The following is a 14952-nucleotide window of genomic DNA, read 5'->3' as shown; positions in this document are numbered from 1 at the left end:
TTCCTTATTATTCTCAATCTTTCTGTAATCTTTTAGCATGCATTTGAACAATCTGTGCGAAGGCATCTACTTGTTTTAACGCAAATGATGACTCATACCCTATCAGCCACGTATCACGCGTCAGCTCAAACTCCTCTTCACTGTTCAACAACGGCATTTTATTGACATCCTCATCACCTGTCAATGTAATGGACGGTAAAATCGCATAGCCAATCCCATTTAGCGCCAGCTGCTTACACGTTTCGATCTGATCGACAGTAATTTGACGCCCCGGATTTTTTGGAAAATGGCGCTGCCACCAGCGTTGAATTTCCATGAAATAGTTTGAATCACTTTTAAATTGGATGAACGGCCGATCTGTATCCTTCAACTCATCAATGGATGTAATTTCTCGATCTACCAAATAAAGATGATCGCGGAACAAATAATTTTTTCGACTCTTCCAATCTACTTGCCCACGCACAATGCCCACATGTGCTTCTCCTTCATACAAAGCCTTCACAATTTCCGAGCTCCAGCCTGTCATAAGCGAAATTTTAGCATCCGGATACATCTGAACATATTCTTTCAATACTTGCGGTAGCCATGTCTGCCCTACGATAGACGCACAAGCAATTTTCAATGTTCCATGTACTTTATCCGCCATTGAGGCAATCATGGCAAACGTCTCTTCCTTCTTCAAAATGGTTTCTCTAGCATGGTCAATGACCAATTCACCTGCTGGTGTCGGTTCAAGCCCTTTCTGTGAGCGGATGAACAACAAAGTTCCCCACTCTTTTTCAATCGTTTGCAACCGCTGAGAAAGTGCCGGTTGCGATAAAAATAGCCGTTCTGCTGCTTTCCGCATATTGCCTTCTTCAGCGAGCGCTTTAATAATTTCAAGTTCAGTCGTTGTCATGTAATAACCCCTTTCCACGTGGTATCCGTAATATAAGCAACAAACTAATAACTGCAAAGGCAGCAACCGTAATATAAACCCATTGTAAGGAATTATCCAAGGCATCTTGCAATACAAATAGCTGTTCTTGTAGTAATATTCCTCGGTTTTCTTCCGTCAACAATAGATTGATATCTTCTAAACTCACATCTGCTTGTTCTTTATTGAAGTGAGCCATCAATGAACCATTCAAAACGGCTCCAAACAGGGCAGCGCCAATTGTATTTCCAAAATTTCGCATGAACATATTTGCTGCAGTCGCAGATCCCCGCCGTTCTCGAGAGACCGCACCTTGGATCGTTACGATAAACGACGTACTTGTCAATCCCATGCCGATACCAACAAAAAAGCTCGCCATCGCCGCCCACCATGGACCCGAGCTGGCATTCATCCATACAAATAGCATTGTGCCGAGAACAAGCGACAGCCCTCCTATAAATGACACAACAAATGTGCCATAACGGATTAGCAAATGTCCGGCAACGGATGACGCAATCGGCCAGCCGATTGACATCGCAGTCAATGTAAAGCCGGCAATAATCGCAGGTTGTTCCATGACGCCTGTCACGAAAGTCGGTAAATAGGATGATATGCCAATTAAAATAACACCTGTTGTCAGCGAAACAAGATTCGCATATAAAATAACGGGATTTTTCCAAATAACAAACGGCATCATTGGATCTTTTGCCTGTCGTTCTATCTTGATAAATAACATAAACAATACGAGACCCGCAACAATTAACAACATACTTATTAAGGAAATTCGGTTAAACGATTGCCCACTTTCACTGAGCCAAAACAAAATAGCCGATAGCGATAAAGTGAGGAGTGCCGCACCCTTATAATCGATTGAAACCTTGTTCTGTCGTTTCGGTTCATGAAGAAATAATAGGATACCAAGTATAGCAAGAATACCGAGCGGCACATTGACCCAAAAGACGAATTTCCAATTTACATATTGAACAATAAGCCCACCAATGACAGGGCCTGACACAGCAGAAATTCCCCAAACACTTGCTAAATACCCTTGAATCTTCGCTCGTTCTTCGGTTGTATAAATATCACCAACAATCGTCGTCGCAATTGGCATAACTGCACCTGCTCCCAAGCCTTGAATAAGCCGAAAGACGATTAACTGCTCCATCGAAATAGCAAAGCCGCAAAGAATAGAGCCTATCAAAAATATTGTCAAACCGATAAATAGAATCGGCTTTCTCCCAAATAAATCAGCTAACTTACCATAAATAAGGACAGTGACCGTACTCGTCAGCAAATAAGCAGAAAATATCCAACTATATCTTGAAAAACCTCCAAGATCCGAGGCAATTGCTGGCATAGCCGTCGTTACAATTGTTGCCTCTACCGCCCCAACAAACATCGCTAACATAACAGAAATGAGTACCAGTGGGCGATTTGTCACTTTGTTAGTATTCACAGTTCTTTATTCCCCTTTCAAATCAATTGCACCCGGAGTCTAGACATAACAGAAAAAGGCCCCATTTACGGAGCCTTTCATTGTCTTATTCAACGGAATAGATATATTTTTTGAATTGCTTTAAAATAACTCGTCGTGTTAATATACCCGCAAACGTCCCATCTTCCTCCACTACACAAAGGAAAGTATGGTTGATAAGAAGGTCTAAGCCTTTTTGGAATCGGTCTGTCGTCTTTATATAGGGAATATCAGTTTGCATAATTGAATCGACTTTTAAATCGGCGAGTCGTTCATATTCAATCCGTTCAAGCCCCAAAATAGAATCCGTAATCATCCCTATTCCAAGCAATCCCTTTAAATGATATTTTGAGTCGAGGACCGGCAAAGCTGAATAACCAGTTTTGGTTAACACAAGAAGAGCATGCTCTGCGTTATTGCCGACCTGAAGGTGTGCAACTTTTTCAGATGAAATGATATAATCCACAATTGGTGTAAAAAGAAAATCCCTGTTATTTACAGAAATCATGTAAATCAGCTCCCTCTGTAGCTACGCTGTTCAATGTAGCAGCTACATATCTATCATATCATAAAAAGGGTACGCAGACCTTAAATCGAAAAAGAAACCCCTTCTAATAAGAAGAGGTTGCATAATAAAATATAACAATAAATATGAACATTGCCGCGACGAGAATAACCCAAATAATTGGATTCAATGTAAATGGATGTTCTTCAATCGCTTTCGGGATAGCACTATCTTGACCATCAACCGCAGCATCTGACCGCTGCCATTTCCGCGTCGATGCCAGCCCTATTGCACAAATAATCGCAACTACAATAATCATTGGGATAATCCACATATCCATACAGCATATCACTCCTCGTAACCGTAGGATGTGCTGAATTTAAAATGTTAACCATAAAGTTAAAACGGAAATTGGTTCAACCACTGCCCACCATCTAATGTGACGATTTCGCCATTCATATACGATGCCTTATCAGACATGATGAACGCAGCTAGCTCTGCAATTTCTTCTGGCTGCCCGAGACGTCCAAGTGGAATCGATGCGAGTGTGCGTTTTGCCGCCTCTTCCGACTCCCATAGCTTTTCCGCACCACCCGTACGATCAATCGGCCCCGGCGCAATGCCATTGACACGGATTCCATATTGTCTACCCCATTCAACAGCTAATGTACGCGTTAATGACATCACACCCGCTTTAGCTGCTGCGGAATGCACAACCCCAGGACCGGCATCCCATGCATAAGTCGCCAGCATATTCAAAATCGCCCCTTTTTGATTTTTTTCAATCCAATACTTGCCAACAGCACTCGAACAGTAAAACGTACCATTCAACACAATATCAATGACCGACTTCCAACCATTTGGCGATAACTCCTCTGCCCGTACAATGAAATTTCCTGCTGCATTATTCACCAGTCCATCAATCCGCCCAAATGTCGAATCAGTAAAAGCAACCATCGCTTCGACAGATTCAACATTCCGCACATCCATCTGAAATAGGTGTGCGCGCTCTCCAATTTCTTCTTGAGCTGCCTTCAGCCTATCTAAATCTCTACCTGTAATAATAACTTGTGCACCTTCAGCTGCGAATTTCTTCGCCATATACTTCCCCATTCCATTCGATCCACCCGTTACGATAATGACTTTTTCGTTAAACATACCAATTCCCCCTTATTATGAATGAATATTCATTCATAATTGTACCATGTTCCAGAATACATGACGAGTACAAAAGCGCAAGCGCCTGTTCAGGGGCGACAGGCATAAGATGGATTGGCTGTTAAGGGACACAGTCTAAGTTCGCCGCGTCCTGCGGCAATGACTGTGTAACTCACATCCTGTGAGCCTCCGAGTCCCTAGGCGCTGGAGCCTAGACGAGTACAAAAACACGGACAACGAATGGGGCTCGCTGACCGTGTTAACTGTTACACACTATAAACAAAATATCTTTCAACAAGCTCCTCTACTGGGATTGCCTTACTGTATAAAAACCCTTGCGCTTTTTGACAGTTTGCCCCTAGCAAAATACTTGCCTGCAAGTCCTTTTCGACACCTTCCGCAATAACTTCCATCCCAAGATTATGGGCTAAGTTAATGATCGTCTTGGCAATTGCTTCATTCTTCGGATCAGTTTCAATATCTTTAATAAATGAGCGGTCAATTTTAATAATGTCAATCGGATATTGCTTTAAATAACTTAGTGAAGAATACCCTGTCCCAAAATCATCTACTGAAATAAAGATACCGATTTTTTTCAACTCATTCAAAATCGCCAATGTCTCATCCCTGTTTGTTAAAGCACTTTCCGTGATTTCCACTTCCAATGAACAAGGGATAATACCATATCTTATAATTTTCTTTTTCAGTTTATCTACAAAGTTTTCCATCCTAAATTGTTTTGGAGAAATATTCACTGCAATTCTGACTGGCTTAAACCCTTTGTTCTGCCATTCTTTCAACTGGCTACACACTTGGTCCAGCACCCAATCCCCAATTCCATGAATAAGACCAGACTCTTCAGCAATTGGGATAAAATGCGCTGGAGACACAAAACCAAATTTACGATTGTTCCAGCGAAGGAGCGCTTCAAAGCTGCCAATATGTCCCGTTTTCAAATCAACCTGTGGTTGATAGTGAATAGCCAGCTCATCTAACTCAATAGCTCGACGTAAATGTGATTCCATGAGTACTTCATCAGGGAATACTGAATTCATCTCCACACCATAGAAACGATAATGCGCACGTCCACGATCCTTGACATAGGTTAAAGCCTGTTCCGATTTCCGTAGCAGCGCCTCCAGTGTTTTCCCATCCTCCGGATACACTGAAATTCCAATTGACGCAGAAATAAAATACTCCTGATGATTGTAATAAAATGGTTTCCCAAAATCATTTAGTATCTTTTGTGAGAAGTTTTCTGTTTTTGAAACAGAATGATTTTTCATTGAAATGATAAATTCATCACTGCTGTTACGATAAAGTCTTGCTGATGCAGGGCAGATCATTTTCAACCGCTCCGCAACCATCTTTAAAATTTCATCTCCACCGTTTTGACCAAGCGATTCATTAATCAGCTTAAAACGATCAATGCCCACATGTATAACAGACAATCTTTCTTTGTTCTTTAATGCACTAGTAGCATCTTCGTCAAAATGCTCATTCATTGCCCTGCGATTCCACAAACCTGTTAACTGGTCATGATAAGATAGAAATTGAAGTTTCTCATCATTTGCTTGATGAACAGATGTATCCCGGAATATCATATGAATTTCTTCAACAACTCCATCAATAACAACAGGGATTGCTTTTAAATAGGTCGGTAATAAGCAACCGCCTTTATGGAATAGAGTTGATCCCTCCATCTCAATGGATTCACCACTTAATGCCTGAAGAAAAAACAATTGGAAATCTTCAGCTTCATCATCCCCAATAAGATTTAAAATGGAACGATCGGAAAGTTCCTTAAATCGGTAACCAAATACTTCATGAACTGCCCGATTTGCGTTGATAATTTTTAACTTCTTATTGATTGTAATAATCGGATCCAAATTATGATCGATCACTGATGTATATTTATGTTCTAACATTGTTAGACTTTCCCTATCTGCAAAAATATCCATTCGTTCACGTAATCCAATGCAGACAAACTCATTTCCAGAGTCAACTGTACGGTGCTGCAAATCAATTTCGTATAATATACGTTCTTTATTTTTTATCACGTTAACTTCTGTTTTGTATGTAGAATTCGATGGTAACTTTCTTAGTTTACGGTTAATAGGTTTCCAAAAGTCTCCGAAAAAACAGGATGCTGATTGATTTATTTCTTCTGAAAAGCACTGGATCGCCAATGAATTAGCATAAAGAACATCGAAATCATTCTGATTGTTTTTGCCAATAATGATGAACATATTGAAAGAATGTTCAAAAATATAGGACTCAATAATTTTTTCAAAAAGACCTTTTACCGCAATGTGTCCCATAAGGTACCTCCGTTTGCTATAGGCATATCCTAATTTTTACAACTATTTTATTGACATATCTGCTTTGTATTTCTATATTAGAATGCACCAATATGATGTAGATATGTATCGATATTGGTACTATATTGATACAACCTCTACCAGTATACTGTTTTTTCACAATGAAATGAACTATTTTGGTAAATTAATTTATCGAAAATTGTACAATTTATCACTTTCTTGTTATTATCAGAACATATATAATCATCTACTTTTGTAAAAGGAGAATTATTTTTGAAAAATGATCAATCTACTCGCCAATTAGCCATTGCCATTTACACAGTAAATCGACATGCTAAAACAGCCCCAGACAACAAACAACTTTATTCGCTAAAAAAAATGGCTATCGACAAACTTCTTCATTCAGGCAATGCCGAAAAAATCGGATTACATTTTGTCGACAATCCAAAGTTCAGCAAGCAGCATTCCACTGTACTCGTCCGTTGTGACGATTTCCTCTTCCATACAATCCCGGAAAAAGAAGACTTCAACACACTTCCACACCTCGGCCAACAAGATCCGACTACTCGTAACCCACAAGAACGTATGAGCCTAAAAACGGCACGTGAGCTTCTTTCCACTTATGTCGATCCCCCTCGCCCGATAACAGTGGTGAAGCAAAAAGCAAAAGTCGTACCGAAAAAATCCATTCATACGATACAAAACAGCCAAAACTTCCGTTCCTCATATTTGGATGGGAAATGAGAAAGGCGAATCATTCCGACATACGGTATGATTCGCCTCTTCTATTTCACTGGATTAGCTATAACTTTTATAAAGCGCCTGTGTCCCTTTGTCGCTGTAGCCTTGTAGTACGAGCTTATCGTACATATCCCGTGCAAGCTGAAGGCCTGGAAGCGCTAATTGCATAGCCTCCGCTTCTCTCAACGCAATATTTATATCCTTAAAAAAATGTTTCACATAAAATCCTGGTTCAAAATCTCCCTGTAACATGCGAGGCGCCAAATTGGATAATGACCAAGAACCCGCCGCCCCCGATGAAATAGACGCTAATACTGTTTCAGCCTCAAGCCCTGCATGTTCTGCATAAGCAAGCGCTTCACAGACACCAATCATATTGGTCGCAATTGCAATCTGGTTACACATTTTCGTATGTTGTCCAGCTCCTGCCACACCTTGGTAAACAATCTGTTTCCCAAAGACAGATAACACAGGTAGAATTTTGTCGAATACCTGCTCTTCTCCCCCACACATAATTGACAGTGTCCCATTCTTCGCGCCAACATCCCCGCCTGATACAGGTGCATCAATGGATGCCATTTTCAGCATAGCAGCCTGTTCAGCAATCTGCTTCGCAAGTGCAGGACTTGACGTTGTCATATCGATAACAACCTGACCTGCTTTACCATTCGCAAAAATGCCTCCCTCACCAAAGTAAACCTCTTCAACATCTGTCGGATACCCAACCATTGTAAATATAAGGTCTGCCCCCGTCACTACTTCCCCCACAGTTTCCGCCCAAACAGCGCCTGCCTCAACAAGCGGCTCCGCTTTTACTTTTGTTCTAGTATAAACAGCCACTTCGTATTCCGCCTGCAGCAAATGTTTAACAATACTAGCTCCCATAACGCCCGTACCAATAAAAGCAACTTTACCATTCTTCAACAAAATCTCCCCCTATTTAATTTTTCTTTCCTTCATTTTATCAGAGCATATTCTATTTTCCATCCTGTAGGCAAAAAAAAGGAGAACGGACCCTGTGTTAGGGACCGCCCTCAAAAGGGGGAAATGAGAATGTTGCTGTGTTCAATAGTAATTTCCCCGTTCTTTCGACACTTTAAACATCTTCTTAAAAAATTTTTTTATTTTTCAATAGAAGTCCCTTCGCTTATCAAACTGGTTGATGAGGCTGTCGAGTTTTCTACTGAACTCTATTGTTTCATCGGCGGTTAGTCCATCCTTATCCGCTGCATCCATCATGGCTTCACGCATTAGTTCAATTTCCTCTTCTAAGCTCCGCTCCAAGACAACCCCTCCATCCACGGAAAAACACATAGCTACTTCCATATTATACAGGAATGCTTATATAAAAAGCCATGTCTGTTGACTAACCATTTACCGGAATAAATCATAGACAAATAAAGGCTTGAACACTACCTTTTCACTAGATCATTTTCGGTTCGCTTTCGGTGAAGTCGACAAAACTAAGCAGCGCTCACTCAATGTATCGGTGTTTTTGGAATGCGACGGATGAAAATAAAACAGAAAACACTTTACGCCACACTATTTTTAAGGCACACTATAAAGGATTATAGAAAAAGGTTTCAGCCATTGGGGTGCCAAAATCTAGACTATTCATAAAGGAGTTGTTATATAATGTTAATCGCAGCAGTTGGAAATATTATTGAATTCAAAGATGGACTACAAGGGATTGTGGAAAAAGTAAATGAGAACTCAGTCATTGTAGACCTTACATATATGGAAAACTTTGAGGAGCTCGGACTTGAAGAAAAAACCGTCATTAACCACAAACGCTACACAATCATCCATGGTGAAGGTCAAATCAAGGAATGAAACATTAACATATCTGATACGTCCAATTGAGTGAAGGAGGGGTTTTCGATGAAGAGCAAATGGAATCTTTTATATGCAGCAATCGCGACCGCCTTGCTACTTACCGCGTGCGGTACAGATACTAGCAATGAAAATCCAGATAGCAATACAAATGAAGTTCCAGATCAAGTAGAAGAAGTGGAAGTAGACCCAGGAACTGTTGAGGAGCCAGAGGTGACTGATCCAGTCGAGTCTGAAACACCTGACAATCCATCAGAAGGCCAAGACGACAATCTAAAGGTAGAGACACTGACAGACAGTGACGCACAGGACTACGCGATTGCTGTACTACCAGACTACACATTAACGAGTGAAGAACCGGGTAAAGATAGTCTATTCTCTAATGCAGATGGATCACACTTTATGCGAATTGAAACAACTGTCAAAGAAGAAGGTACTTATGACTACCTTGTTGAAAATATGGGGATGGTACTTGAAGCAGCAAGTGGTGGAAGCACTCCAACTGAATTGACTGATGCGGCATCTCTTCCCACTGGCGACGGGATTGAAAAGGTAAAAGCCTTATCCGTACAAGCTGAAAATGGACCTGTTACAGGAATCATCTTCGAACGTGAAGGTATGATCATTCGGCTTACTATTTTCGATTCCCTGAAAGAAGAGCATTTCTCAAACTTCCTACACATGGGTGAAACGATTGTTGCTAAATAATTGCGTTGGGATTTTGAACTCCCTCTGATTGAAATGCTTTTCTGGCATTCATCCCGCCACTAAGGAGAAATGGAACTAAATTTCTCCCCTATAGAAGTGGGGGGACTTCTGCTGAATCAAGTTAAAATGAGCCGTATGGATAATCCATACGGCTTTTTATCGTTATCCGACAGAAGACTCTCTCTTCAATCGTGTGCAGGGCGTAGCCCTACGATAAGTGGTAGATGAATGTCGGTTGGCGATAGCCAAAATTGTTGCGCAACCAGAACATACATACTACAATAAAGTTGTACAGATTGCACTTTGAAAACTGAAGATATGAGGTTGTGACAGGAAATACGTCTGTCACGTAAAATTTTCAACGTTCTAATCGCCCCGTCTAGCCGAAAAGCGAAAACCAAGCAGTCGCTAGACGTTTGAGTGCAACGTACAAAACTTTCAAGTTCTCACCGTAGGGACTACGGATAGAGCCTGCTAAAATAACTAGACGTTAGTCTTATGTTAGCAGGAATCTCCCACTTCTATAAATGGGAGTAGTTCAAATCTACTCTACAAATCCAGCATACAAAAAACGGCACTCATTAGTGAGATACCGTTTCTCAAGATAGATTTTTTACGGACAAGCCTAGCTTTCGGATTAAACTAATAGCTATTTCTTGCTCTTCCACTGTCAAAGAACCCATAATAGATTCGATATTTTCTGCATGCTCCGGGAAGATTGACGTCATTAAATCGACTCCTTCAGGTGTAATCGACATATAGGTAATCCTCTTATCTTCTGCACAAAAAACACGTTCTAATAATCCTCGCTTTTCAAGCTTATCAACAACGTAGGTCATTGACCCACTTCCCAGTAATATCTTTTGACCGATTTTCTGAATAGGTTGTCTTCCTTTATGATAAAGTAGTTCAAGGACAGCGAATTCAGTCGGATTAAGTCCGTATTTGTTACTTGGTATATGTGCTTCCTCTAAAATCACCTTACTTGCCCTCGAAAGGACAATAAATAACTTTAATGCTCGTTCTGTATCTTTGCTCATTTTTCCGTCCCACCTTTTGTATCCCGTTCAAGAGTCGCCACTATTATAACGGTAAGCGGCCCCTTGTGTCAAAAGGACAGAAAATCCGTAGCATGATTCGTCACGATGATAATAACTTTTTCTCATCAAGCACTAAACCCGAAATATGGGCAATTACCAGTGGAAATGTTACTATGAAGGTCGTACCTTTATCAACTTCGCTTTCAACTAAAACGGAGCCACCATGTTCTTCAATTGTTTTCAGAACAAATGGTAGCCCTAACCCCGTTCCTTCTGGTTTACACGTAAAGAACGGCATAAATACTCGATTTATTTGATTTGCATTCATTCCTTTACCTGTATCAGAAATACGCAAAACAAGTTGCTCCGCTTCCTTCAGTTCGATAGAGGTTGTAAGGGTGCCGCCTGAAGACATCGCTTCAAACGCATTTTTGAATATGTTCAGTAGCACTTGTTTGATTTTATTAGCATTGGCATTAATCAAGGTACTTTGCGCGTCAGTTTCTTTTTGTTCGATTGTGATATTTTCCAACAATGCTTTTGGATACATCACCTGAACCATATCAGCCACTAATAATTCCAGTGAAAATACCGTCTTTTTATCCAAACCAGGTTTGGACAGAATGAGCATCTCACTCAATATCGATTCCATTCTCGCTATTTCATCATCAATCACAGCAAGGTATTTTAGCGCATCATCATTGGCAGATAGCTTCAACAATTGAACAAACCCTTTTAACGTCGTCATCGGATTTCTAATTTCGTGTGCAATACTCGCTGCCAATTCACCTACCGTTGATAATGAGCCAGAACGGGCCAAACGTTCCTCAAGAATCATTTTCTCAGTCCGATCATCCATGCGAATCAAATACGTTTTCGTCTCACTATCGAAAAAGGTTGAGATATGATAATATCTCACATCTTCAACTGAGCGCTCATACCTTTTCGTTTCTTCTGCGTAACCGTATATATCTATATCTTTCTTGTAAGCAATTAGTGAGTCAGTATCTTCTTGAAAAAGCTTTATAATTACACTAGCATCCTTGCCAACAAAGTAATCTTTTGGTACATTAAAAAATTCAGTATGCATCTCATTGACATCGTGTATAGTTCCTTCTAGATCGACAATAGCCATGAAACTATCCGAGTTACGAAATGCGTGTATATAAGTTCTTTCTGCTAGATTATCCTTGTGATGCAAAACATCAAATAACGCGATAATTTGATGAACATCGTCAAAATACATAAGACGTACTTTAACAGCCTGTATTCTATCTTGGTCTATCCGAATATTCATATCCACTATTTTTTGCTCGGATTCATGTACACAACTTATGATTTCATCCCATATATCAGTAGAGGATTCGACAATGAATTGTTTAATATTCCCTGTCCCTTCTACACCAAATTCTTCATGGAATGTATTATTCACATATAATAATGTTCCTTCAAGGTCAAAAACTACGCCCGGTTTACTTGCATCATTCAATAAAAAAGAGATATGTTTCATTACCTTTTCCTTTTTACATTTCAAGTGTATTCCTCCTGATCCTGTTTCAAGACAGTATGAAAAATATCAATGATTCATGCAGAAAGGTCAAATTTATGCAAAACGCCACTAATTCAGATTATTCCATATCCTTGATGCAATGGATATAGACCTTTTCACCTAACTTCAAATATAGCCATATTGAAATAACATAAAAGAAAAGAGGACTAGAACTATGAACATTGTACTTTCAACATTAAATGCTAAATATATTCACACAAACCTAGCCATCCGCTATTTGAAATCATATGCGTTACCCGAGTATAACTCGGTCCTTGCCGAATATACCATTAAAGATCCTACGATGAATATTGTATCAGATTTGTACCAAAAAACACCAGACATTGTGGGCTTTAGTCTATATATCTGGAACGTTGAAGAAACAATTAAAGTGATACGCATGTTAAAGAAAGTAAAGCCAGATGTCAAAATCATCGCCGGCGGACCTGAAGTAACGTATGACTATGACTTTTGGTTGGAGCGTGTACCAGAAATCGATGTCATCGTCATTGGCGAAGGGGAAAGAACGTTTAAACAGCTGCTAGACGCCTATGCTGGAACAGCTGATTTGTCGACTGTTCAAGGGATTGCCTATCGGAAAGATAACCAACAAAAGTTTACCGCGCCGGGACCTAAATTAGACTTACGGGAACTCCCTAGTCCTTTTCGCTTCGACGAGGATATAGCCGAGCTCGGCAAACGCGTAACGTATATCGAAACAAGCCGTGGCTGCCCATTTTCTTGCCAGTTTTGTCTGTCCTCCATTGAAGTTGGCGTTCGCTACTTCAATCGCGATGCCATTAAAGACGATATTCGCTATTTAATGGCGAATGGGGCCAAAACCATCAAGTTCGTCGATCGGACATTCAATATTAGTAGAAGCTATGCAATGGAAATGTTTCAATTTTTGATTGATGAACATGTCCCAGGAACGGTATTCCAATTTGAAATTACCGGAGACATTATGCGACCGGAAGTTATCCACTTCTTGAATGATAATGCGCCTGCTGGACTATTCCGCTTCGAGATTGGTGTGCAATCTACAAATGACCTAACAAACGAGCTTGTACAGCGACGCCAAAACTTTGAAAAATTATCTCGTACAGTAACGATGGTCAAAGAAGGCGGTAAAATTGACCAGCATCTGGACTTGATTGCCGGATTGCCTGAAGAAGATTACGCTTCTTTCCGCAACACATTCAATGAGGTTTTCGCCATGCGACCAGAGGAATTACAGCTCGGCTTCTTAAAATTACTACGTGGAACTGGATTGCGTATCCAAGCTGAGCAATACGGTTACACATTTGTCGACCAAGCGCCTTATGAGATATTTTCCAACAATGTGCTATCATTCGATGATATTATACGCATCAAGCACACAGAAGATGTCCTCGAAAAGTATTGGAACGACAATCGTTTGCCACGCACTGTCGAATATCTCGTATCTGAGGTTTTTGAAACGCCGTTCGACTTCTTCCAACAATTTGGGACGTACTGGGAAACAAAGGGCTGGTCAAGAATTGGACATCAGCTAGAAGACTTATTTACCCGTCTGAATGATTTTTTAGAAAAAGATGGTCAAGCTGATATGACCGTCACACAGAGTCTTATGAAATTAGATTACCTGGCACACCATAAATTCCAGCCACGAAAAGTATGGTGGCAGGATGATATGCCCGCAGATGAGCTTGTAGCAATTGAGCAGCAATTGCTCAATGACCCAACTATTCTAGGCGAAGGCTTTGCATCCTATAGCTTAACAGCCCGCAATATCCGTAAACAGACATTCATCACACCGATTGCAGTCAATCCAGAAGACGCGGAAATTGGGATCGTAGAAAAAGCATCTGGCTATCTTGTAACGGTGTTTAAGCATGGGGAACAGCCTACGTTTCTGTTTTTCAATCAAACCGTTGCCATTTCATAATCAAATAAGGCTGTCCCCTGAAAATAGGGACAGCCTTATTTGTGTTTTTCTACACGTCTATTGATTAACCATTTAATTGCATAAATCACAGGTAAGTAAAGGCTTGGAAACCTCCATTTTCACTGGTGCATTTCCGGTTCGCTTTCGGCAACATATTTACGACATAATTACCGAGGAGCAAGGGTGGCTAGAAACGACTTCGTCATTTCTAGCCACCCTTTTTCGGTCATCTTGTTATGAATAGTCGCCTGTCGCGTACCTACAACGTTCAAGTGAAAAATGCAGTTGCTTGGAAAGAAAAGAATAGATGACTTTTTCTATAGGGAGTAAGTGCCCGAAGATGCAATTTCGGGCACTCTGGTACTTTGTATAAGGTGCCCCCACTCTACTTTTAGCAAGTTTTATAAGAATGTGACACTTCCTAAAATAACAGTGGGAAGGACCATGGTAAAAGCTTCAGCCAATCGAACAGCGTAGGGTTCGATTTGCCGTATTTCTGCGTTCTTTGCAGAAATTAAGGCACCTATCCAACTACTCTCGACGGTTCGCCTTCACTCCCTTTAGGTCGCGGAAAACATTGTTCGCAAAAGCCGTTCTTCGTGGCGGCTTTTATCCAAGTAAAAAGTCAGCTATTCTTTCTTCCCTAAAAGCATTAGCACTTTGTGTATAAGTGTTTTTGGAGAGCGATGGATGAACGACTACCACACAATTACCAGAAAAATGTATAGGGATGCGGTGAAGTCGCATCCCTATACATAAAAAGCCCGGTAATCGTATAGA

14 protein-coding genes are annotated in these 14952 nt (G+C 40.5%); 4 read left to right on the top strand and 10 right to left on the bottom strand.

Annotation, left to right across the window (positions count from 1 at the left end):
* Window positions 1–13 precede the first annotated feature (13 nt).
* The 6 genes from N1I80_RS23185 to N1I80_RS23160 form a co-directional block, all read right to left on the bottom strand.
* The gene (locus N1I80_RS23185; RefSeq protein ID WP_340740346.1) at window positions 14–898 is read right to left on the bottom strand and encodes a LysR family transcriptional regulator; all 885 of its coding nucleotides are present in this window, start codon (window positions 896–898) and stop codon (window positions 14–16) included.
* On the bottom strand, window positions 885–2324 hold the full coding sequence (locus N1I80_RS23180) for an MDR family MFS transporter (protein ID WP_340740371.1): 1440 nt from the start codon (window positions 2322–2324) through the stop codon (window positions 885–887). Before N1I80_RS23180 ends, N1I80_RS23185 begins: the two co-directional genes overlap by 14 nt.
* A 133-nt stretch (window positions 2325–2457) precedes the next feature.
* A complete protein-coding gene (gene cbpB / locus N1I80_RS23175; protein WP_340740345.1) occupies window positions 2458–2898 on the bottom strand; it encodes a cyclic-di-AMP-binding protein CbpB in 441 nt (146 codons plus the stop codon).
* A 103-nt stretch (window positions 2899–3001) separates the two neighbouring features.
* On the bottom strand, window positions 3002–3235 hold the full coding sequence (locus N1I80_RS23170; RefSeq protein WP_340740344.1) for a hypothetical protein: 234 nt from the start codon (window positions 3233–3235) through the stop codon (window positions 3002–3004).
* A 59-nt stretch (window positions 3236–3294) separates the two neighbouring features.
* Window positions 3295–4053: a 2,4-dienoyl-CoA reductase gene (gene fadH, locus N1I80_RS23165; protein WP_340740343.1), complete on the bottom strand. Its 759-nt coding sequence runs from the start codon at window positions 4051–4053 to the stop codon at window positions 3295–3297.
* 266 nt (window positions 4054–4319) lie between these two features.
* Window positions 4320–6374, bottom strand: a complete 2055-nt coding sequence (locus N1I80_RS23160) for a sensor domain-containing protein (protein WP_340740342.1) — start codon at window positions 6372–6374, stop codon at window positions 4320–4322.
* Between the two features lie 273 nt (window positions 6375–6647).
* Between N1I80_RS23160 and N1I80_RS23155 the strand changes: the two genes are divergently transcribed.
* Complete coding sequence (locus N1I80_RS23155; protein WP_340740341.1) at window positions 6648–7118, top strand: YkyB family protein; 471 nt, start codon at window positions 6648–6650, stop codon at window positions 7116–7118.
* Between the two features lie 54 nt (window positions 7119–7172).
* Here N1I80_RS23155 and N1I80_RS23150 read toward each other — a convergent pair whose 3' ends face one another.
* Both N1I80_RS23150 and N1I80_RS23145 read right to left on the bottom strand, forming a co-directional pair.
* Complete coding sequence (locus N1I80_RS23150) at window positions 7173–8039, bottom strand: NAD(P)-dependent oxidoreductase (RefSeq protein ID WP_340740340.1); 867 nt, start codon at window positions 8037–8039, stop codon at window positions 7173–7175.
* A gap of 204 nt (window positions 8040–8243) precedes the next feature.
* A complete protein-coding gene (locus tag N1I80_RS23145) occupies window positions 8244–8399 on the bottom strand; it encodes an aspartyl-phosphate phosphatase Spo0E family protein (protein WP_340740339.1) in 156 nt (51 codons plus the stop codon).
* Window positions 8400–8750: 351 nt separating this feature from the next.
* On the opposite strand from N1I80_RS23145, the gene N1I80_RS23140 reads away from it, so the two are divergent.
* Window positions 8751–8948 (top strand): YkvS family protein, encoded by a 198-nt coding sequence (locus N1I80_RS23140; RefSeq protein WP_445683724.1) that lies wholly within the window; start codon window positions 8751–8753, stop codon window positions 8946–8948.
* Between the two features lie 48 nt (window positions 8949–8996).
* Entirely contained in the window at window positions 8997–9656 is a 660-nt protein-coding gene (locus N1I80_RS23135; RefSeq protein WP_340740338.1) for a hypothetical protein, read from the top strand.
* Window positions 9657–10255: 599 nt separating this feature from the next.
* Here N1I80_RS23135 and N1I80_RS23130 read toward each other — a convergent pair.
* Both N1I80_RS23130 and N1I80_RS23125 read right to left on the bottom strand, forming a co-directional pair.
* Window positions 10256–10696 (bottom strand): MarR family winged helix-turn-helix transcriptional regulator, encoded by a 441-nt coding sequence (locus tag N1I80_RS23130; protein WP_340740337.1) that lies wholly within the window; start codon window positions 10694–10696, stop codon window positions 10256–10258.
* Between the two features lie 100 nt (window positions 10697–10796).
* Window positions 10797–12230 (bottom strand): ATP-binding protein, encoded by a 1434-nt coding sequence (locus N1I80_RS23125; protein WP_340740336.1) that lies wholly within the window; start codon window positions 12228–12230, stop codon window positions 10797–10799.
* A 190-nt stretch (window positions 12231–12420) separates the two neighbouring features.
* Here N1I80_RS23125 and N1I80_RS23120 point away from each other — a divergent pair, with 190 nt between their 5' ends.
* Window positions 12421–14172, top strand: a complete 1752-nt coding sequence (locus N1I80_RS23120) for a B12-binding domain-containing radical SAM protein (protein ID WP_340740335.1) — start codon at window positions 12421–12423, stop codon at window positions 14170–14172.
* The last annotated feature ends 780 nt before the right edge of the window (window positions 14173–14952 follow it).

The sequence above is a fragment of the Sporosarcina sp. FSL K6-3457 genome, assembly GCF_038007285.1.
Classification (GTDB): Bacteria; Bacillota; Bacilli; order Bacillales_A; family Planococcaceae; genus Sporosarcina.
This window is presented reverse-complemented; position numbering and strand designations above follow the sequence as displayed.

Coding starts and splice junctions, on each gene's coding strand:
- N1I80_RS23185 (WP_340740346.1), bottom strand. CDS start 898: ATGACAACGACTGAACTTGAAATTATTAAAGCGCTCGCTGAAGAAGGC.
- N1I80_RS23180 (WP_340740371.1), bottom strand. CDS start 2,324: ATGTTAGCGATGTTTGTTGGGGCGGTAGAGGCAACAATTGTAACGACG.
- cbpB (WP_340740345.1), bottom strand. CDS start 2,898: ATGATTTCTGTAAATAACAGGGATTTTCTTTTTACACCAATTGTGGAT.
- N1I80_RS23170 (WP_340740344.1), bottom strand. CDS start 3,235: ATGGATATGTGGATTATCCCAATGATTATTGTAGTTGCGATTATTTGT.
- fadH (WP_340740343.1), bottom strand. CDS start 4,053: ATGTTTAACGAAAAAGTCATTATCGTAACGGGTGGATCGAATGGAATG.
- N1I80_RS23160 (WP_340740342.1), bottom strand. CDS start 6,374: ATGGGACACATTGCGGTAAAAGGTCTTTTTGAAAAAATTATTGAGTCC.
- N1I80_RS23140 (WP_445683724.1), top strand. CDS start 8,751: ATGTTAATCGCAGCAGTTGGAAATATTATTGAATTCAAAGATGGACTA.
- N1I80_RS23135 (WP_340740338.1), top strand. CDS start 8,997: ATGAAGAGCAAATGGAATCTTTTATATGCAGCAATCGCGACCGCCTTG.
- N1I80_RS23130 (WP_340740337.1), bottom strand. CDS start 10,696: ATGAGCAAAGATACAGAACGAGCATTAAAGTTATTTATTGTCCTTTCG.
- N1I80_RS23120 (WP_340740335.1), top strand. CDS start 12,421: ATGAACATTGTACTTTCAACATTAAATGCTAAATATATTCACACAAAC.